13 protein-coding genes and 1 pseudogene are annotated in these 14,923 nt (G+C 64.2%); 8 read left to right on the top strand and 6 right to left on the bottom strand.

Annotated elements, in window-relative coordinates:
* Nucleotides 1-83: 83 nt before the first annotated feature.
* From DXZ77_RS00810 to DXZ77_RS12280, 4 genes and pseudogenes are all read right to left on the bottom strand, one after another.
* Complete coding sequence (locus tag DXZ77_RS00810; RefSeq protein WP_115029212.1) at nucleotides 84-782, bottom strand: response regulator; 699 nt, start codon at nucleotides 780-782, stop codon at nucleotides 84-86.
* 178 nt (nucleotides 783-960) lie between these two features.
* The gene (locus DXZ77_RS00805) at nucleotides 961-1,959 is read right to left on the bottom strand and encodes a sensor histidine kinase (RefSeq protein ID WP_115029210.1); all 999 of its coding nucleotides are present in this window, start codon (nucleotides 1,957-1,959) and stop codon (nucleotides 961-963) included.
* A 149-nt stretch (nucleotides 1,960-2,108) separates the two neighbouring features.
* The gene (locus DXZ77_RS00800) at nucleotides 2,109-2,621 is read right to left on the bottom strand and encodes an isochorismatase family protein (RefSeq protein ID WP_258553295.1); all 513 of its coding nucleotides are present in this window, start codon (nucleotides 2,619-2,621) and stop codon (nucleotides 2,109-2,111) included.
* A gap of 215 nt (nucleotides 2,622-2,836) precedes the next feature.
* A pseudogene (locus tag DXZ77_RS12280) lies at nucleotides 2,837-3,130 on the bottom strand (isochorismatase family protein); the annotation flags it as partial.
* A 120-nt stretch (nucleotides 3,131-3,250) separates the two neighbouring features.
* On the opposite strand from DXZ77_RS12280, the gene DXZ77_RS00790 reads away from it, so the two are divergent.
* Nucleotides 3,251-4,063, top strand: coding sequence for a 4'-phosphopantetheinyl transferase family protein (locus tag DXZ77_RS00790; RefSeq protein WP_181815983.1), 813 nt, complete (start codon nucleotides 3,251-3,253; stop codon nucleotides 4,061-4,063).
* Here DXZ77_RS00790 and DXZ77_RS00785 read toward each other — a convergent pair.
* Together DXZ77_RS00785 and DXZ77_RS00780 are read right to left on the bottom strand one after the other, a co-directional pair.
* Nucleotides 3,961-5,775, bottom strand: a complete 1,815-nt coding sequence (locus DXZ77_RS00785) for a prolyl oligopeptidase family serine peptidase (protein WP_115029202.1) — start codon at nucleotides 5,773-5,775, stop codon at nucleotides 3,961-3,963. The two genes, DXZ77_RS00790 and DXZ77_RS00785, sit on opposite strands and share 103 nt — an antisense overlap.
* Entirely contained in the window at nucleotides 5,772-6,971 is a 1,200-nt protein-coding gene (locus tag DXZ77_RS00780; RefSeq protein ID WP_115029200.1) for a hypothetical protein, read from the bottom strand. Before DXZ77_RS00780 ends, DXZ77_RS00785 begins: the two co-directional genes overlap by 4 nt.
* 177 nt (nucleotides 6,972-7,148) lie before the next feature.
* On the opposite strand from DXZ77_RS00780, the gene amiA reads away from it, so the two are divergent.
* From amiA to DXZ77_RS00755, 7 genes are read left to right on the top strand one after another with little or no spacing between them, the layout of a single operon-like run.
* Nucleotides 7,149-7,253 carry a streptamidine family RiPP gene (gene amiA, locus DXZ77_RS12275; RefSeq protein ID WP_243886421.1) on the top strand — a complete coding sequence of 35 codons (105 nt, stop codon included), beginning with the start codon at nucleotides 7,149-7,151 and terminating at the stop codon, nucleotides 7,251-7,253.
* Nucleotides 7,254-7,271: 18 nt separating this feature from the next.
* Nucleotides 7,272-8,057: a hypothetical protein gene (locus tag DXZ77_RS11965; RefSeq protein WP_181815982.1), complete on the top strand. Its 786-nt coding sequence runs from the start codon at nucleotides 7,272-7,274 to the stop codon at nucleotides 8,055-8,057.
* Nucleotides 8,054-9,034, top strand: coding sequence for a CocE/NonD family hydrolase (locus DXZ77_RS00775; RefSeq protein WP_181815981.1), 981 nt, complete (start codon nucleotides 8,054-8,056; stop codon nucleotides 9,032-9,034). The genes DXZ77_RS11965 and DXZ77_RS00775 overlap by 4 nt, the downstream gene beginning before the upstream one ends.
* Nucleotides 9,031-10,416, top strand: coding sequence for a YcaO-like family protein (locus DXZ77_RS00770; RefSeq protein WP_115029197.1), 1,386 nt, complete (start codon nucleotides 9,031-9,033; stop codon nucleotides 10,414-10,416). The genes DXZ77_RS00775 and DXZ77_RS00770 overlap by 4 nt, the downstream gene beginning before the upstream one ends.
* A complete protein-coding gene (locus tag DXZ77_RS00765) occupies nucleotides 10,413-11,537 on the top strand; it encodes a hypothetical protein (protein WP_147279139.1) in 1,125 nt (374 codons plus the stop codon). Before DXZ77_RS00770 ends, DXZ77_RS00765 begins: the two co-directional genes overlap by 4 nt.
* The gene (locus DXZ77_RS12560) at nucleotides 11,534-13,243 is read left to right on the top strand and encodes an ATP-binding cassette domain-containing protein (RefSeq protein WP_115029193.1); all 1,710 of its coding nucleotides are present in this window, start codon (nucleotides 11,534-11,536) and stop codon (nucleotides 13,241-13,243) included. Before DXZ77_RS00765 ends, DXZ77_RS12560 begins: the two co-directional genes overlap by 4 nt.
* Nucleotides 13,240-14,895, top strand: coding sequence for an ATP-binding cassette domain-containing protein (locus DXZ77_RS00755; protein ID WP_115029191.1), 1,656 nt, complete (start codon nucleotides 13,240-13,242; stop codon nucleotides 14,893-14,895). Before DXZ77_RS12560 ends, DXZ77_RS00755 begins: the two co-directional genes overlap by 4 nt.
* Nucleotides 14,896-14,923: the final 28 nt, after the last annotated feature.

Below are 14,923 nucleotides of genomic sequence, written 5' to 3'. Positions count from 1 at the left end.
TGAAGCGTGCGTTGCTTCAGGTCACCTGGTCTTCCTGCTACGGCATGGTTGTCAGGAGTGGGGGGCTCCTGCTGTGGGAGGAGTTATCGGATCGGTACGGTTCCTGGTGATCCGCTCAGGCCAACGCTGTGGGCAAGGATGACCAGGGCGACGCGGTCGCGGGCGTTAAGTTTGAGGAGAAGGTTGCCTACGTGTGTTTTCACGGTGGTGTGGGCGATGAATAGCTCGCTGGCGATCTCGGTGTTGGTTAGGCCCTGGGCGATGAGGCGCAGCACGTCGATTTCGCGTGGAGTGAGGGCGGCGATGGCGGTGTGCCGTTCGTTGTTTGATGGGGTGGTTGGGATGTTGGTGGGTGTGTGGAGGGCGGCGAGCAGGGCTGGTGTTGCTTGGGCAGCGATGACTGCTTCTCCTCGGTGCACGGCGCGGATGGCGTCGAGGACTTCGGTGGGTTCGGCGTCTTTGAGGAGGAAGCCGCGTGCGCCTGCGCTGATTGCGGCCAGAACGAGTTCGTCGATGTTGAAGGTAGTGAGGATGAGGACGTTGACGTGTTCTGTTGCGTGGGCCAGGATGCGGCGGGTTGCTTCGACGCCGTCAAGGTGTGGCATTCGGATGTCCATGAGAACAACGTCGACGGTGGTGGTTTCGAGGAGTGTGACTGCTGCAGCGCCATCGGTTGCTGTGCCGACGATGTGCATGTCGGGTTGGTTGTCGATGAGCGCTGAGAATGCTGAGACGAGTAGGGGTTGGTCGTCGACGACGGCGACGCGGATTGGTTCGCTCATGTGAGCTCCTGGGAGTGAGCCAGTGGTGTGTTTTCGTGTGTGACGGGGATGGTGATGTGGAGATTGAAGCCTTCGCTGCTGGGGGCGGCTTTTATTGTTCCGTTCAGTAGTGCTACTCGTTCGGCTAGGCCAACTAAGCCGAATCCGCTGGAGTCGCCTTGGCTGATGGTGTCGTTGGTCAGATGTAGGTGGCAGGTGTTGTTTTTTTGGTGATGTTCAGGTGCGCGTGGGGGGTCGTCCCGCCGTGTTTGATGACGTTACTGATGCCTTCTTGCACGGCGCGTATGAGTGCCAGTCGTGCTGCTGCTGGCCAGCGGTTTTGCCAGTCGGTCAGTGTTGCTGGGTCGAGATTGTGCTCGAGGTTGACACCTGTTGTTTGAGCTTGTTCGGTGAGTGTGATGAGGCGGTGTAGGTCGCCGGAGACTTCGCTGTCTTGTTTTTCTCTGAGTACTTTGACTAGGGAACGCATCTGGGTGATGGCGTCTTTGCTGGCGTCTTTGATGGTGGTGAGGGATTGGCGCATCTGATTTTCGGTGCCGATAGCTAATGCTGTGGCGGCTTGGACGTTCACTACTGCGAGGCTGTGGGCGACGATGTCGTGGATTTCTCTGGCGATGCGGGCGCGTTCGTCAGTTTGGGCTTGTTGTACGCGGCGGTCTAGGTCGCGGCGGTGTTGTTCTTCGGCGCGGCGCAGTTCGGTGGCGTAGGTCAGTTCAGTGCGTCTGCGTCCTGCTGCCCATAGATAGGTGCCAACCATGCACAGGATGAGAAGAGGTACTGCTGCTTTGTTGTTTCCCCCGGGTAGGTATTCGAGTGGGCTGACGAAGGATCCAGCAATTCCTAAAAGGAGTGCGGTAGCGCTCCAGGCCGGCGGGTCGTGGCGTGCGATTTTGTAGAGGGATAACGGCGCGCAGAGGATGAGTGGGCTGACTCCGAGGTTGATGGGGGCCAGCCACATGAGGGTGGCCATTGCTGCCAGGAGGGCATATGTGGCGATGAATGAGCTTCGCCGTGTGGTGGTGCGGGTGGCCAGGGTTGTGGTGAGACCGAGGTGGATGAGGGCGAAGGTGATGGAGTACCAAGTGGGGGTTTGGATGGCCACGGTGGTGTAGAGCCCGGTGACCAGAGCTGCTCCTGTAGTCAGGAGGATGTCGGTGATGGGTGCTCTGGGGGTCACTGTTCGATCGTAGGGAGGTGGTTAGGTGGTTTCCTCCTCCTGCAGAAGGATGTGTTTGTTTCCGGTGGTGGTTGCGGCCGTGTCGGTGTGCCTGCGGTGGTGGCAGGCACACCGTGATGCGTATGGGGGTGGGGTGGCTGTTGTGGTGGTTAGGCCTGGGGGGCGGGTTCGGTTGCTGTGGTGAAGGGGATGATTTTGGCGTCTTCGGTTTCGATCGCTGGTGGGGTGATTGGTTCGAGGTCTGGGGTGAGCGATGCTGCGGCGTCGAGGTCGGCGAAGAGTTCGCTGAGCGGTTTGGTCTCTGATAGGACTGAGCCGATTACTTCGTGGTTGGTGGTGTTTTCTTCTTCGTCGGGCTGGGGCATGAGGGCGTGGAGGATGTCGGCGGTGGTGACGACTTGGCCGCAGCTGCTGGCAACGGAGCGTGCCGCCATTTCGTGTTCTTCGCGGCTGTGGTCGGCCATTGCGTCGGCGACGAAGAAGGGTTGGATTTTTTCGGCGGAGGCGACTAGGGCGGTGGCTAGGCAGCTGACGTGGGCATAGATGCCGGTGATGATGAGCTGGTCACGGCCTTCTTGGCGCATGCGTTCACGCAGTTCGGAGTCGTGGAAGTCTGCGTACTGCCATTTTGTGAGGACGGTGTCGTTTTCTTCCGGTGCCAGGTGGGCAAGGATGTTGGCGCCGTCTGTGTCGTCGTCTTCGGAGGTTTCGAGGGGGGTTCTTCCTCAGCGGTGTCGGTGGATTGTGGTGTTTCGTCGTGGGTTCCACCTAGTACGGGGCCGATGCTGTCGAGTTCTTCTTCGCTGGTTTCTTCTTCGTCTGTGTTTTCGACAGCGGGGATTTCTTCTTGCTCGGCCTCTTCCTGCTCGGCCTCTTCTACGCCGGTGGCTTCGGCGTTGGTGTCCGCGGTGTCTTCGTCATCGTTGGTGTGCGGGTCTTGGGCGGTATAGACGACGGGGATTTCGTGGTCGCGTGCGATGTCGAGCAGGTCGATGATCCGGGCGGTGGCGATCGATGCCTGTCCACCTGGTTCGAAGGCATCAATGTAGTGGCGCTGCATGTCGTGGATAAGCAGGACGGCCCGTTCGGGGTCCAGTTTCCAGTTGGTGCCGTTCAGGGCTAGGGCGGTGCGGGAGTCATAGGAGTATCGCGCGATTTTGGGCAGGGGCACAGGTGCACCTTTCGATGGGGAGAGAAAGAAGGAGAGAGAGCTTGCACGGGAATCACTCACCGTGAGCACGCAAAAAAGAATGCATATAACCTATCAAGTTACGTTTTTCCTAATCAAGATGTGTCTATCTGGCGGAGTGATCCAACTTTTTTGACGGATTACTTTGGTGAGGTGTTCACTTCAACTTTTGTTCTCGTCTCTTCGCCGTGTGATGCAGCGTTGACGTCTGCGCTGTTGACGCAGGCCGAGAAGGCGCGGGTGGCGACTTTTCGTCGTCATGAGGATGCGCTGCGGCATGCATCGGGGCGAGTGGTGGCGCGGTATGCGGCCGCGTTAGGGGCCCAAAAATCCCCTGAGAGTGTGACGATTGTCACTACTGAGGGTGGGCCGCGGCGGGGGCAACCGGTAAGTCATATAGGCGATCTGCGGGGGCCTTTCGTTTCGATCGCTCATGCCGGCGACGTGGTTGCAGCAGCTGCTTCGTCAGTGCCGTGCGGGGTGGATGTAGAGGCTGAATCCGCGCTGGTGGCGTTGGGAGCTAATGAGTACGCCTTTACTAGAGCTGAGTTGGCATCGCTGTCCACCAGCACCTCACCTGGGGAAATGACGCGCTGGTGGACAGCGAAGGAGGCGGTAGCCAAGGCAGTGGGTACGGGGTTTCTTTCCTCGGCTACGGCACCGGGCTGTATGGATGGGCGGGCAGATACTGTGTCGGTGTCCGGGTGCACGTGGCGACTGACTGATGTGCCCGTCCCTGCTGGGTATCGCGCAGTGTTGGCGTTACCTGGGTGGTCTTCCAGCCCGGTGGAGTCTTACGTGTGTGACATTGCTTACCTGTCTTCGTTGGATTCGGTGTCTTTTTCTGACGTAGTGGCCTCGACTGGATCTTCACGGGTGTGCTCTGTTGGTGAGGATCGTGCCGTGAAGTGGTGAGCGAAGGCGAGCATGGATGCGGCGCGTGCATCCAGGGTCGCGAGGTCTGCTCCGACGTGACCGCTGTGTGGTTCGTGGTAGCGGTGTGCTGGTCCGCGAGCGCGCCATCGTTCGATGAAGGTGTGGGTGTCGTCGGCGATGCGTGCGTCTGCTCCCATGCTGGCTAGCCATAGTGGTGGCAGGGGGGTGCGTGCGGAGGTGACCAGGTGTAGTGGTGATAGTTCGGTGCGTCGGGCTGGGTCGCTGGGGAATTCTTCAGCCCAGAAGGCACCGTTTGCGTGGCGGTCGAGGTGGACGAGGTCAAGTAGTGGTGCGGTGACGGTGACGGCTGTGATGGGTGTGGTTTCTGGGTTGTCTGATAGTGCTGCGGCCAGGGCGACGAAGCCGCCGTGGGAGGCTCCGCAGACGGTGATGCCGTGGGGGGCGGCGATGTTGTTGTGGCGTAGGTGGTGGGCGATGGCGAGTAGGTCGCTGATGGTGTGGTGTTTGTTTTCGCCGCGTCCGGCTTCGTGCCAGTGGGGTCCTTCTTCGCCTCCGCCGCGTACGTGTGCGGTGGCGACGATGCCGCCGCGGTCGCACCAGGCTGCCACGGTTGGTTCGGGTTCTGGATAGTTGTCGATGCCGAATCCGCCGTAGACGGTGAGGAGTACGTGTGCGGGGGTGGGAGTGTTTGGTCGGTGGGTGAGGATGTAGGGGATGGGGGTGCCGTCGGGGGCGGTGGCAGTGTGACGGGTATGGATGAGGGGCTGGTGGGGGTCATTAGTGGTGGTGGGAGTGTTGTTGGGGTTCAGGGGGGCGTGGTGGAGGGTGGTGGGGTGGTCGGCGGTGGCGGTGACGTACCAGAGACCTGCCTCGGTGGTGGAGGCTGAGGTGAGGGATTCGCCGATGTCTCCTTTCCAGAGGGTGGCGGGTGGGGTGTGGGTGTGGAGTTGATGCAGGGTGATGTGGCCGTTGCTGCGGGTGGCGACCAGGAGGGTTTCAGGGTCGTGGGGGTGCAGGTTTAGCCATAGGAGTCGCCCTGTGGGCATCTGCCATTGGCGGGCAGAGGCGGTGGGGTGGTCGGGGATTGTGGTCAGTGTTGTTGTGGTTGCGGCCAGGAGTTGTTCGCCGGTGTTGAGCAGGGTGGTTCCGGGTGGGAGTGTGTGCCAAGGGGTTTCGTGGGGGGTGGCGGTGCAGGTGTGTTCGTTGTTGTCGTTGAGGTGGACGTGGTGAATGCCGGTTTTGTGGGTGTCACGTTCGATGAGGTGGATGTTGGTGGTGGTGCGGGCTAAGTGGCGGCGGGTGCCTACTGCTCCGGTGGGGCACAGTGCCAGGCGGCCGTCGTTGGTGAGGGTGGGGGAGGCGAAGGGGCTGATGTGGTGGGCGATGGTGTGCGGCTTGGTGGTGTCTTTTCCGGTGGGTAGGAGTACAGCGTCGCGGTGTTCGTCGTCGTTGCGGCGGGTGAGTGCGACTGTTGCGTGGGGGCTGGTGAGGATGCCTAGGGGTTCGCCTGGTAGTTCGATATCGAGGGGGGTTCCGGGGTTGCCGTGTTCGAGTTGTTCGGGTGTGGCAGTCCAGATGCTTCGACGGGTGTGCCCTGGGGGGCAATGCAGGTGCAGGTGGCCTTGTGGGGTGGTGGTTGGTGCTGACCAGCGGGGTTGGTTTCCGATGGCGCGGATGGCATCGAGGTAGGTGGCAGTGAGTTCTTCGGGTGGTTGAGGAGTAATAGTCATCGGCCCACCCGGTCACGGTGCTGGGGTGCGATGGCGTCGTCGAACCAGCCGAGGTGTCCGCCGTCGCGTAGTGCGCTGGGGGCGGTGCAGGTGGTGATGGGGTTTTCTGGGGAGCTGGTGTCGATGATGTGTATTTGGCCGTGGCCGCCGCGGGTGACGATGGCGGTTTCGCCGGTGGGGTCGGCGGCGGTGGCGCGGCGGTCGGCGGCGTCCCATGGTTCGCGTCCGGGTTTGGGGCCGTGTTCGAGGGGTGGGAGTTCCCAGCGTCCGCGGAGGGTGAGGTCGGTGAGGGTGTGGGCGGTGAGTTCGTCACCGTCGGGGTGGATGCGGCTGGCGACGAGGGCGGTGGGTGTGAGGGCGAAGCGGAAGACGAGGCCGGGGCCGAGGTCGGTGGTGCGGGTGGTGCCGGTGTCTAGGTCGAGGATCCAGAGGTTGTTGGTCCAGGTGTGCCAGGCGCGGGGGTTGTCGCCGCCATGGCGGCAGACGGCGGCGATGATGCGGCGGTGGGGGCAGTGGCGTAGGAAGTAGGCGCGGCCGGGGTTGGTGGCTGGGTCGCCCCAGGGGTGGATGGGGCCGGGAGCTAGGGTGGTGTCGTTGTGGGTTTCTAGGCCGCGGGCGGTGGCGGTGTAGATGGTGTGGGTGGTGGTGTCGTGGGCGTCGCCGTGGCCGGTGGAGTCGATGTCTTCGGTGGTGGTTCCGGTGACCTGGGGGACGTGGGGGCCTGCGTCGGTGATTTCGGTGTAGGTGAGGCGTTGGAGTGCGCCGGGTTCGCGGTGGCGCAGGATGGCTGCGGTGTCGGTGAGGGTGATTCCGGGTTCGCCGCTGCGGGTGCGGACACGGCGGGCGCGGGGTCGGGGGGTGGTGAGGTCGATGAGGGTGAGTTGGTCGCTAGAGGGGGTAAAGGAGGCTCCCAGGCCGGTGCTAACGCCGATGTAGTGACCGTGGGGGTCGGTGGCGATGTGTTCGCCGGGGATGGCGATGGCGATGCGGGTTGGGTTTTCTGGTGTGGCTGGGTCCAGGAGGACGAGTTCGCCATTGGCGTCGTCGGCGAAGGCGATGCGGCCATCGGGAAGGTGGAGCAGACCTGCATGTTCGGCCAGGACGGTGTCTTCTAGTGGGGTGCTCCAGGTGTTGCTGGTGGGGTCGTAGAGGTGGATGAGGCCGGCTTTTTGGTCAGCGACAACGATGGTTTTCATACACGTTTCTCCTGGTTTTAGGCGTTAGCGTCGGCCCTGGGGCTGGGCAAATCGGCTTATTTTGCAGTAACTCTCAGCCAATTCCCTCTTAATGATATTGACTCTCAATATTAATAGTGCGTATGGTGTTACCACGGCACCAACCGGCGCCGTAAGTCCAGACACAAGGAGCTAGACATGCAGAACGATGCAGTGCTTGCCGAGATCCAGGACACCGAACACCTGGCCCACCTTTCGGCATCTCACTCCAACGCTCTCGTCGAGAACCCCTTCGACGCCTGAGACATCTAAAGCAGGCCCGTGGACACATCCCGTCCACGGGCCTGCCCCGTCCCCGCACACAAAACCACCCACAACACACAACGACACGAACACAAACAACACAACAACGGCACCAGCGAGCGAGACATGACAACCCAGCGACTCCCCCACGGCGACGGCCAAGCCGTCCGCACCCCCGACGGCACCTACATGCACATCGCCCCTAACACCGACGCCGACACCCTCGCCACCGCGCTCGCCAACCGCACCCAATCACGCCGCCCCCACCACCCCACCATCACCACCCACGGTCAGGCCCCCCAACTCTTCGACCCCCTCCTAGCCGCACTCGCCACCGCCTGCACCACCCCCAACGACAACACCACCCCACCCACCATCGCCCTGCACGCCATCACCACCCCCGAAGACGAAAACCTCGCCCACACCCACCTCACCAACGGCACCACCATCCTCGCCGTCCACCGCGAAGACGACGTCCTCTACATCCACCCCCTCGCCACCCCCAACGACCCCCAAGCAATCTCCCCCCACCACATCCGCGCCCGCCGCCTCGCAGCCAGCCCCGCCCCAGACCTCGCCCACACCCACTGGCACACCCACGGCGGCGACCCTCTCACCGACCTACCCCACCACGCCGCACACCTAGCCAGCGCACACCTACTCACCAACCTCCTCACCCACCTACACCACATCCCCCAACGCGGCCCCCACCTCCTCACCCGCATCGAAATGACCCCCCTACGCATCACAACCCACCCCATCATCGCCGTCCCCCCCACCGAACCCCTCCCCGCAGGCCGGTGACCCCCCAGACCCTCACCGTCCCCGCCCACGACGGCACACCACTACACACAATCCACATCCCCGCCGACACCACCACCCAACCCGCCCGGGGCATCATCCTTCTACGCACCCCCTACGGCGCACACCACCTCATCGGCGAAGCAACCATCTGGGCAAAAGCAGGCCTACACGCCTACGCCCAAGACGTCCGCGGACGCCACAACTCCGGCGGAATCTGGCAGCCATACACCCACGAAGGCCCCGACGGCACCGCCACCCTCACCACCCTCACCACCCGCCACCCCAACCTCCCCATCCTCATATCCGGCTCCTCCTACGGCGCCCACGCCGCCATCGAAGCCACCCGCCACACCACCGCCACCAACGGCCCAGCCATCACCGGCACCATCGCCATGGTCCCCGCCCTGGGCCTATGGGACACCGCCCACGACCCCGACGGCACCCCCCGCATCCGCGACCGCATCGGATGGTGGACCCAACACGGCCACGGCCCCCACTCACACCCACCACTCCCCCAAGAAAAACTCGACCACCTCACCCACCTGGCCACCACCGGACACCTCACCGACCTCTTCACCAACACCCCCCTCGACACCCCCTGGCGCACCCTCTGGGCCGCCCCACAACCCAACCCCCACACCCGCTGGCACCCCGCCCACACCCCCCTACTCACCATCGCCGGCGACCACGACTTCTTCACCGAAGACGCCCACCAACTCCACCAACACTGGCCCGGCCCCTCCGCCCTCATCCACGGCCCCTGGGGACACGGACTCGGCACCGAACTACCCAAAAACCACCCCACCCGCACCGCACTACGCACCCACGGCGGACTCTTCACCCCAATGCTCACCTGGGCAAACACCCTCCTAAACCCCAGCACAACCCCAGAACACCCCCACCTACACACCACCACACACCTCCACCTCGACCACGGCTGGCAACACAGCACACCCAGGACAAGGAGAACACCATGACCAACCCCAACCCCTGGCCCCTCGACAGCCTCGTCGACGAACACACCGGCATCATCCGCCGCGTACGCACCGTCCTACGCCCCGACCGCGCCCCCACCGCCTACACCTCCATGACCGCCGAAGTATCCGACGCCCGCCGCCTCGGCGAATGGCCCGCCGACCGCGTCTCCCTCGGCACCACCTTCGGCGACCCCCAAGGCGCCTGGATCGCCGCCGTCGCCGAAGCCTGCGAACGCTACTGCGGCAACCACCTCCCCCCCAACGGCGACACCCTCCGCCGCGGCACCGCCACCGAACTACACAACGACGGCCTGACCATCACCACCCCCGACAGCCTCCCCCGCCACGCCCCCTGGCAACACCAACGCCCCAACTTCGAATACACCCCCCTCACCGACACCACCCCCACCCTGTGGACCCGCTGCCACATCGACCACCCCGACCACCCCGGCCGCGGCACCGCAGGCGAAATCTGGGCACCCGCCTCACTGGTCTACCTCAACTGGCGCCTACGCCGATACCGCGACCTCCCCCGCACCCACCACCTCAACTACGCCGGAATCGCCACCGGACAAGGCTTCTCCGACGCCTGCGACCGCGCCCTCTTCGAAATCATGGAACGCGACGCCCTCGAACTATGGTGGCACCTGGGCTACCCCGCCCACGGCATCGACCCCGACACCATCCCCGGCCTCCACGAAGCCATGAGCGGCACCGACCTCGAATACCACGTCGTCGCCATGCCCCACGACTACGCCCCCGCCTTCGCCGCCCTCGTCTACGACCCCCAAACCGGACTCTACGCCGCCGGCTTCTCCGCCAAATCCGACCCAGCCGAAGCCGCACGCAAATCCGTCCTCGAAGCCGTCCACACCTGGATCTACACCCTCGGCACCCAACACGCCGACGGGTGGGTATTCCAAGCAGTCCAAGCCGGACTCATGGCCTCCGGCCTCTACCTCCCCCACCGCCTTGACGCCCGCTACCTCGACGACGCCGGCCCCCACCAACAACACGTCCGTGACCTAGGCGCACACGTCCAAATCTGGCAAGACCCCCGCACCCACCACCTCGCCCAACGCTTCACCAACCCCGCCCTAGGCACCATCCCCCTGACCGACATCCCCCCAGTCAGCCCCGCCCAACTACGCCAACGCCTGGCCAACGACGGCCACACCGTCATCGTCCGCGACCTCACCACCCCCGACGTCGCCCCCACCGGCCTCGCCGTCGCACGCGTCCTCGTCCCCGACATGATCCCCAACACCCCCGCCGCATTCACCTACTACGGCATGCCACGATTCACCACCGAAGCACACCGCCACGGACTACCCACACCCATCCCCGAAACCCTCAACCTCATCCCCGCCCCCCACATGTGAGCCCACCCATGCACCCCAACCCCTTCAGCCCACAAACACCCGGACCAACCACCCACCCCGGACCCCGCACCAACACCTGGGACGGCCCCACCCACACACCCACCACCACCGGCGCACCCCTAGCAACCATCATCCGCGCCCTCGGATGGGGCCCCCACTTCCACCCCAACCCCCACACCGGAGAACCCACCAAACTCCGCCAACGCGGCGCCCCCTCCGCAGGCGCCTGCCAACCCCTCCAATGGCACATCACCTGCGGCACCGGATACGACCTCCCACCCGGCCACCACATCCTCCACCCCGACACCGGCACCTACACCCAACGCAACAACCCCAACGACCCCCCACCACTCCCCCACGGCCACGCCACCATCACCATCACCGCACTCCCCCAACGCACCGCCGCCCGCTACCACCACCGCAGCGCCCCTGCCATCATCGGCGACGCCGCCTATGCCACCGCACTCCTGCACGCCACCACCACCGGCACCAACCTCACCCCACACCCCCTACCCGGCGACGCCAACGAAACCGCAACCCGCATCGCCCTACCACCCCCTACCACCTGGACCAACCACTGGCCCAACACCCCCACCGAAATCCCCCTCACCGCAACCCACATCACCACCCCCGACGCCGACCCCACCACCAACCCCCACACCCCAACCACCAACCCCACCGGCAACTGCCAACCCCAACCACCCACCACCCCCACACCCCCCTACATCCCCGACACCACCGACCTGGGACTCGACACCCCACCCCCCATCATCGACACACTCGAGACCCCACCCCCACCCATCACCACCCCCACCCTCCTCACCCGACGCAGCCCCCACCCCCACCAACTCACCACCCCCACACCCCCCAACACCACCGCACACGGCCACCCCCCACTAGGCCCCTGGTGCGCCAACCAACACTGGATCGACCAAACCCCCCACCTCCACCTCTTCCACGCCAGCCCACACCCCCACCATCAATGGACCGCCCATTACCAAGCCGCCCACACCCTCATCACCCACCTCACCCACGGCCGTAACGCCCGCCCCATCTCAGGCTGGACCCACAACCCCCAACACGGAAACATCAGTCACGCACTCGCCGTGGAGGCCCCATGAAAAACCACCTCAACAAACTCATCAGCCACATCATCGAACCCCGCCTGTGGAACCTCGCCACCCAACACCCCCGCCTCCTAGCCACCACCACCGCCCTCACCATCACCCACACCCTCACCTACTGGCTCCAAGCCCTCTTCCTCGCCCTCGCCCTCGCCGCCCTCGCCACCCCCAACACCCCCCTACCCACCATCCCTCTCACCGCAGCACTCACCTGCATCCTCGCCCGCACCGCCATCAGCCACGCCCTAGCCATCACCTCCGCACGCCTCGGCGAAAAAATCCGCACCAACCTACGCACCAACCTCCTCAACACCCTCCTAGCCCCCACCCGACTCCACGACACCGACGAACGACTCGGCGCCCGCCGTCTCGCCCTCACCGACGGCATCGACGGCATCGACGCCTACACCACCCGCTACATCCCCACCGCCCTAACCACCCACATCCTGTGCCCCACCGCCGTCATCCTCCTCGCCTTCCTCAACCCCTGGGCCGCCCTCACCACCGCCCTCTTCCTCACCATCGCCATCCACGGCCCCCGCCTGTGGAAAAAAACCATGACCCAACGCGGCCACAACCACTGGGACAGCTACGAACAACTCTCCGCAGACCACCTCGAATCCCTCCGCACCATGCCCACCCTGCGCGTCCTCGGAGCCGTCAACCGCCGCCGACAACTCCTCCAACACCGCTCCGACACCCTCCACCGCCACACCGTCGCAACCATGCGCATCTCCCTCGCCGACACCGGCATCATCGACCTCGGCATCCAAGCAGGCCTAACAACCGCAGCCATCCTCGCCGCCCTCACCGCCACCGGAAACATCACCACCCCCACCACACACACCACCATCGGCCCCTTCACCGGAGCAGCCATCACCTACCTCATCCTCCTCATGGCCTCCGAAACCTTCCGTCCAGTCCGCGACCTCGCCCGCCACTGGCACTCCGGCTACCTCGGCCTGACCGCCCTAGACTCCATCGACACGGCCCTAGGCAACACCACCCCCACCAAAACCCCCCACCCCACCACCGACACCGACACCGACACCACCCTCGAAGCCCTCACCGCCACCAACATCCACTTCTCCTACACCCCCGAACACCCCGTCCTCACCGGCGCCAACCTCCACCTCACCCCCGGAAAACTCACCGCCCTCACCGGCCCCTCCGGCTCAGGAAAAACCACCCTCTTCGACATCCTCCTGGGCCTACTCACCCCCGACACCGGCACCGTCGCCCACCCTGGCCGCATCGCTGTCGTATCCCAACACTCCTACCTCTTCCCCGGAACCATCGCTGACACTCTGCGCACCGCCGCCCCCCACGCCAGCGAACAACAACTCTGGCAAGCGCTCGAAGCCGTTGGCCTCGACACCGAAATACGCACCTGGCCTGACCAACTCAACACCCGCCTCGGCGAAGCAGGAACCGGCATCTCCGGCGGACAACGTCAACGCCTCGCCATTGCCCGAGCCCTCCTCGCCGACGCCGCTGTGCTACTCCTCGACGAACCCACCAGCGCGCTCGATGACCACAGCGCCAGCATCGTCTGTCAAACCCTGCGCAATGAAGCTCGCAACCGCATCGTCCTGATGATTGCTCACCGTCCCGAAGCACTCGCCGCAGCTGAGCAGACCTTGCGCATCACCGACCACCACATCGAGCACTCCACCACCGCACTCGGCCAGGAAGCATCATGAACACCACCGCGACTCGCACCTCAACCTTCCGGGACCTCGCCAGCCTTGCACCTTCTCTACGACCCGAAGCTGCTCCCCTAGCGTGGACCGTTTTTGTCGATCTCATCGCTAACCTCGCCCTAATCGGCTTGTCTGTTGCTACTGCTCACATCGTCGCTGTCGCCGTTATTGAGCACCGCGCCGATGATCCGGTGTGGTGGTGGGCTGCTATTGCGTTGGCTTTGCTTCGCCCGATCATCAGCTGGCATGAGATGGATATCTCGCACTCGGTCGCGTATCGGGTGTTGGCTCGGCTACGCATGGCCCTGTTCGATGGTTTTGCTCGTGGTGTCCCAGCTCGTACCGGCCTGCACTCGGGCAGGCTGGCTGCTACTGCCATGACTGACGTGGAAAAGCTGGAGTTTTTCTATGCGCACACCGTTGCTCAGCTAGCTGCGGCGGCCTTGCTTGTGGTTTTGGCGTTGCCTGTGGCGTGGCTGGTGGCTCCTGCAGCGGCGTGTGTGGTGGCTGCTGCTGTGGTGGCGTTGTGGCTGGTTACGTGGCCCACGCTGAGCCGCGGCGAGCGGCTGGGTGCTGAGCAGCAGTCACGGCGGTCGGCGTTGTCTGAGGCTGTTGTTGATTTGCTTGCTGGCACGCGCGAGGTGCTTGTCTTTGATCGTAAGGAGCAGGCGGTAGCTGGTGTGACTGCGGCGGCAGCTGCGGTGGATGTTCCGGCTCGCAAGATCCGCACCTTGGAGGCTTGGGGCGCGTCGTTGCGTGAGGCTGTTGTGGTGGGGGCTTCGGTGGCGTTGGTGGTGGTGGGTGCTACGTCGGTGACGTTGGATCCGGTGTGGGTGCCGTGTTTGTTGGCGGGGTCGTTGACGTTGTTGGCGCCGGTGGCCGAGGCGGTGGCTGTGATCTCGACGTTGCAGCCTCATCGGGCTAGTGCGCGACGGGTGGCTCAGGGCGTGGCGTTGGTGTCAGAGGGGGCCGGTTCAGTGGTTCCTGCTGCCGGTGAGGTGGGTGTTTCTGGTGATGGTGGTGTGGCTGTGTCGACGTCTGGGGTGCAGTTTGCGTATCCGGGGCGTGCGGTGATTGAGGTGCCGGATATGTGTGTGGCGGCGGGTGAGCATGTGGGGATTGCGGGTCCGTCTGGGGTGGGTAAGTCGACGTTGGCGCGGTTGTTGACGGGGTTGTGGCGTCCGGATGGTGGCGTGTTGCGGGTGTGTGGGTTGTTGCCTGATGAGGTGCCTGCTGATCGATGGCCGGGGTTGGTGCAGTTGGTGGAGCAGGATGCGCCGTTGTTGCACGGTTCGTTGGCGGATAATTTGCGGTTGGGTGTTCCGGATGCTTCGGATGCGCAGTTGTGTGAGGTGCTGGAGCGGGTTGGGTTGCCGGTGGATGGTGGGGTGTTCTCGGCTGGGTTGGATACGCAGTTGGGTGAGGGTGGTGCTGCGTTGTCTGGTGGTGAGCGGGCGCGGGTGGCGTTGGCGCGGGCGTTGTTGTTGTCTCCTGCTGTGTTGGTGTTGGACGAGACGACGGCGGCGTTGGATGCGGTTGCGGAGGCTGGTGTGATGGATGTGGTTGCGAGTGTGGATGCGACGGTGTTGGTGATTTCGCATCGGCAGCGGACGTTGGAGAGGATGGATCGGGTGGTGGTGTGGCCGGGTTGATGGGTGTGGTGGGTGTGGCCGTGGCCTC

The organism is Dermatophilus congolensis, assembly GCF_900447215.1.
Classification (GTDB): Bacteria; Actinomycetota; Actinomycetes; order Actinomycetales; family Dermatophilaceae; genus Dermatophilus; species Dermatophilus congolensis_A.
Note: the sequence above shows the minus strand (reverse complement) of the source record. Positions and strands in the feature narration are given on the sequence as shown.

Excerpts from the sequence above, each read along its gene's own strand:
- DXZ77_RS00810 (WP_115029212.1), bottom strand. The coding sequence starts at position 782 with ATGAGCGAACCAATCCGCGTCGCCGTCGTCGACGACCAACCCCTACTC.
- DXZ77_RS00785 (WP_115029202.1), bottom strand. The coding sequence starts at position 5,775 with ATGACTATTACTCCTCAACCACCCGAAGAACTCACTGCCACCTACCTC.
- DXZ77_RS00780 (WP_115029200.1), bottom strand. The coding sequence starts at position 6,971 with ATGAAAACCATCGTTGTCGCTGACCAAAAAGCCGGCCTCATCCACCTC.
- amiA (WP_243886421.1), top strand. The coding sequence starts at position 7,149 with ATGCAGAACGATGCAGTGCTTGCCGAGATCCAGGACACCGAACACCTG.
- DXZ77_RS00770 (WP_115029197.1), top strand. The coding sequence starts at position 9,031 with ATGACCAACCCCAACCCCTGGCCCCTCGACAGCCTCGTCGACGAACAC.
- DXZ77_RS12560 (WP_115029193.1), top strand. The coding sequence starts at position 11,534 with ATGAAAAACCACCTCAACAAACTCATCAGCCACATCATCGAACCCCGC.
- DXZ77_RS00755 (WP_115029191.1), top strand. The coding sequence starts at position 13,240 with ATGAACACCACCGCGACTCGCACCTCAACCTTCCGGGACCTCGCCAGC.